Genomic DNA, 3,946 nt, shown 5'->3' with positions numbered 1-3,946 from the left:
TGCTGTGACAACTTGGGCAAAATAGGTACATAATCTTTGAGTTTAGTCACTCCAAAGTTAGGCATTTGCCCCCGTTGTCTATTTTTTTGTTATAGCATTACTTTGCGCGCACTGCCCCATTGGCGTATTGGAGCATCAAGCCCGCAAAAGAAGCTTCAAAAGGATTGGTAGCGGCCTCTTTTTGCTGATGCAAAGCAGATTCGGGTACGTTTTCAACCGTAAAAACAGTGCCAAAGGTATTTTCAAAAATAGCCACTACTTCTTTTGGACTGAGGGGGGTAGGCCCACCGATGGCGTAAGTCCGATTGTCGGTATAGGCGTTGTGCAGGGCGGTAACGGCGAGTTGTGCCATATCTTTGTAAGAAATCCAACTGATTGGGTTTGTGCCTTCCCCATAGATACGGGCTTGGTTTTGGGGATAACTGAAACCCAATGCTGGACTTAACCACATTTCCATAAAATAATTGGCTTGAAGACTGCTCCAATTCATGCCGCTTTCGGCGAGTGCATTTTCTACGGCCTGTTTCGCATCCGATAGCGGAAACGTATTGTGCTGATTTTGGACGAAGGAGATAAAAACAAAGCGTTTGACACCGGTTTGCTTGGCCGTTTCTACCAAGTTGAGTTGTCCCTGACGATCCACCGTTTCGATGGAATCTCCTTCGCGCATGGACAAGATGGAGGTAGTGGTCGAAATTACTTGCTCCACGCCTGCACAAGCGGCTGCCAATGAAGCAGGATCTTTGAGGTCGCCGACGGCAATGTCTGCGCCCAATGATTTGAGGTGATTCACTTTTTCGGGGTTGGAGTCGTGACGAACCAAGGCGCGAAAAGGTGTTTTTTGCTCGGCAAGAAGGCGACAAATTTCTGTCCCAACCAAGCCTGTTGAACCAACGATAAGTACCATTTTTGGGTGTTTTTAAGAGTTATTAAATGATCACTGTAAACTAATCAGTCTGTTTTGTTCATCGTATCTACCCCCAATTGCTCCATCAAAACAGAAGGGTCGGCCACCAGCCAATGGGTGACTATTTTGTTATTGACAATTTCGTAACTCACAACGACGGGAAATTCTACCTGCCGATACGTGGGCATGATGCCTTCCCACTCGCCTTCGTGTTTGCCTTTCATCCGCGCTCGCACTACTACGCGATTGCCTTCAGCGGTCATTTCTTCGGCAGTCATTTCGTATTTTGGAAAAGCGCCGTCAAAAAAAGTAATAGTATCTATTAGAACCGGGTCGTCGGTGAAGCGACGGAGCATCTCAGGCGTTTTTATTACCCCGCTTATAGTGTTGTAATAATGGAGAATAAACTCCTTGTTTTTCATCGCTTGGTTCATATCGTTCCATGTTGGCTTAGGCTTTTTGGGTTCTCAAATCGGATGATACAAAATTATAGGATTGCTCTTTTCGTATTTAGCCCGTTTCTACCAATCTTTTGTCTATTTGTAACATTTGAAAAAAAACAGCTCTATTTGCCGCGGCGATAAGCCGTTGGGCGCACCCCAAATTTTCAATAAAGGCTTTGGTAAAATGGCTTTGACTCTGAAAACCCACCAGAAAACAGATTTCTCCGATGCTCCTATCTTCTTTTTCAATCATGGTTTTGGCACGGGTCAAACGCAGGTCGCGGATATAATGCGCAGGTGATTGATTGACCAAAGGTTTCAATCGCCGATGCAAGTGCATTCGACTCATGGCCATTGATCGCGCCAATTGCTCGACATCAAAAGTTTCGTCGCTAATGTGAGCATGGATGACTGCCATCACTTTTTGGAGGAAAACCGCTTCTTTTGGCTTATTTGCGGCCAAAACGGCCATGCGATTCTCCTGTTTTTTGAAATGAACGCTCATTCGGCTCCGTACTGCCGCGTAAAAACCCCGTACATCATCGGGCGGATGTGAAACCGTTGAAAAGACGGAAGGAATCGTTTCTATTGGTTTTTCCAAATACCAATGGATTTCATAGGCGGTGCTTTTTTCCCTGTTGGCATGAACTATCACCAGATTGCGGGTCTTCGTGGCTATTTCGACGATGCGCGATAAGTTTACGCCCGTGTTCTCTACTACAAGTTTTAGAAAAAATGCTTCGCGTTCATTGACCAACGTTGCCATCAATTTGACACTTTGATTTTGTGGCGTAAATGTTACAACACGACAAATCAATTGCGTTACATCGGAGGCCACCGTTTCGGGATGATAACTTAAAAACAATGTCTCTTTATCGCTTTCAAAAGCCAAAGCCACTGAATGGGCTTGGGCAAAGGGCTGCAAAGACGCGATGATGCCTTTTAAAAAAAGCAAAATATCGGACTCAATGGGATAATGCAGCATCTTGCTTTTAAACGGCTTCTTTGGCTGTGAATAACTCTACAATCTGTTTGCTTTTTAAAATCTGAGCCGAGGGAGCTTTGCCACAAAAGGCCACAAAGTCTTTGATAAAATGGGCTTGGTCATAAAAACCGCCTTCTACCAAAAACTCCTGCCAATCGAGGGTTTCGTTTTGGGTAAGGCACAGGTTGATGTACTGAAAGCGTTTGATGCGGGAAAATAACTTGGCATTGATACCCAAGCGTTGGCCGAATACCCGCCGCAAATGCCGTTCCCCAACGTTGAGTGTTTCGGCTACTTTCTCAATCGTAATCATGCCCCGTTTTCTTAAAATCAGCAAAGCGGCTTTGTCGGCCAGCGTGGCAGGTTGCTCAAACCGTTCCAAACGATTCAGCAGGTACTGATCTATCAGTGCGATTTGCTCTTTGGTGTTGGCTGCTTTTTCCAGTTGTTCCGCGATGATTTCTGCCTCACTGCCCAGCAGTTCAACAAAAGATACCCGTTTATTGAGCAAAGTGGTTAACTTGACCGAAGGAAACAAGGTCGTCATACCCGTCCCTTTAAACACCACGCCCAACATATTGATTTTGCCTTTGGGGAAAACCTGGAACGCTCCCGTAGAAAACCCCGCCATAAAATGTTGCGGAGTTAGGTAGTTGTCGCCCAACGAATTTTGGAAGCGATAGCGCTCGCCAAAATTGAAAACCAATGCCGAGTAGCAGGTAGCGGTACTTGTGATTTCGTATTCGGTGGCGAGGTATTGATTATGTTCGAAAATATAGTACTGCTCAATATAATCTTTGAGCGGAGCCGACGCCTGAAAAATGTGATAGTTCATGGGAATATCGTTTGATTTTAAAAATCAACCATTCTGCTATCGAAAGTTAGGATTTCGTCTATCGGGATGCAAGAATAAGTACGTTTAGTTATCCAACGGTAGCAGGCATTAGTGTCCGTTTGCAGAGATTGGTTGGACAGTTGCGTTTTTTGCCAAAGAATATTTAATCTTTTAAAAAAATTATAAAAATAGTATAAAAGAAAGTTTTTGGTGTAAAAATAGAGTTATTGTTGTATTTTTTGTAGATGAATATTAGTTTTGTTACCACAGGATTTAGGAAAGAAAAACACACTAACTATCAATTTTATGGAAACGACTATTGCCGAAAACATTGCCATGCCCGTAGGTGTAACGTTGGATCGTTACATCATGCACAACCAAAATTCCTTTGCATTTGCCACGGGCGAATTGTCCCAATTACTGCGGGATATTGGTTTGGCAGCTAAAATCATCAACCGGGAAATCAAGCGTGCTGGATTGATTGACATAACGGGTGGTTTTGGAACTGAAAACGTGCAGGGAGAAGCTCAGCAAAAACTGGATGTGGTGGCTAATATTCGTTTTATTCGTGCGCTTATCAACGGAGGTGAAGTATGCGCCATAATTTCAGAAGAAGATGATGATATTATTTATACAGGCAATAATAAAAGTAAATATGTAACGTGTAAATAATAAGCTGGTCAATTTCTGCCTTTTACAAGGTAGTTCCATTTGGGTCTTTTATCATCAAATAATATGAATGTCTCTATATTATCTCTAAACTTTTGACAAACCAC

The 3,946-nt window shown here is 43.4% G+C and carries 4 protein-coding genes and 1 pseudogene; 1 reads left to right on the top strand and 4 read right to left on the bottom strand.

Annotated elements, in window-relative coordinates; all coding sequences use genetic code 11:
- Positions 1-97: 97 nt before the first annotated feature.
- The 4 genes from Q0081_RS00660 to Q0081_RS00645 form a co-directional block, all read right to left on the bottom strand.
- Positions 98-907, bottom strand: a complete 810-nt coding sequence (locus Q0081_RS00660; RefSeq protein ID WP_298348187.1) for an SDR family oxidoreductase — start codon at positions 905-907, stop codon at positions 98-100.
- Between the two features lie 44 nt (positions 908-951).
- Positions 952-1,341, bottom strand: a complete 390-nt coding sequence (locus Q0081_RS00655; protein ID WP_298348186.1) for an ester cyclase — start codon at positions 1,339-1,341, stop codon at positions 952-954.
- A gap of 76 nt (positions 1,342-1,417) precedes the next feature.
- Positions 1,418-2,335: a helix-turn-helix transcriptional regulator gene (locus tag Q0081_RS00650; RefSeq protein WP_298348185.1), complete on the bottom strand. Its 918-nt coding sequence runs from the start codon at positions 2,333-2,335 to the stop codon at positions 1,418-1,420.
- A gap of 7 nt (positions 2,336-2,342) precedes the next feature.
- A complete protein-coding gene (locus Q0081_RS00645) occupies positions 2,343-3,170 on the bottom strand; it encodes a helix-turn-helix domain-containing protein (RefSeq protein ID WP_298348183.1) in 828 nt (275 codons plus the stop codon).
- A 306-nt stretch (positions 3,171-3,476) separates the two neighbouring features.
- Here Q0081_RS00645 and Q0081_RS00640 point away from each other — a divergent pair.
- Positions 3,477-3,830, top strand: a pseudogene (locus tag Q0081_RS00640) (fructose-bisphosphatase class I); the annotation flags it as partial.
- Positions 3,831-3,946 lie beyond the last annotated feature (116 nt).

This window comes from Runella sp. (assembly GCF_027484545.1).
Lineage (GTDB): Bacteria > Bacteroidota > Bacteroidia > Cytophagales > Spirosomataceae > Runella.
Note: the sequence above shows the minus strand (reverse complement) of the source record. Positions and strands in the feature narration are given on the sequence as shown.

Bases quoted from the DNA above. Each gene is read 5' to 3' on its own strand.
- Q0081_RS00660 (WP_298348187.1), bottom strand. From the start codon at position 907: ATGGTACTTATCGTTGGTTCAACAGGCTTGGTTGGGACAGAAATTTGT.
- Q0081_RS00655 (WP_298348186.1), bottom strand. From the start codon at position 1,341: ATGAACCAAGCGATGAAAAACAAGGAGTTTATTCTCCATTATTACAAC.
- Q0081_RS00650 (WP_298348185.1), bottom strand. From the start codon at position 2,335: ATGCTGCATTATCCCATTGAGTCCGATATTTTGCTTTTTTTAAAAGGC.
- Q0081_RS00645 (WP_298348183.1), bottom strand. From the start codon at position 3,170: ATGAACTATCACATTTTTCAGGCGTCGGCTCCGCTCAAAGATTATATT.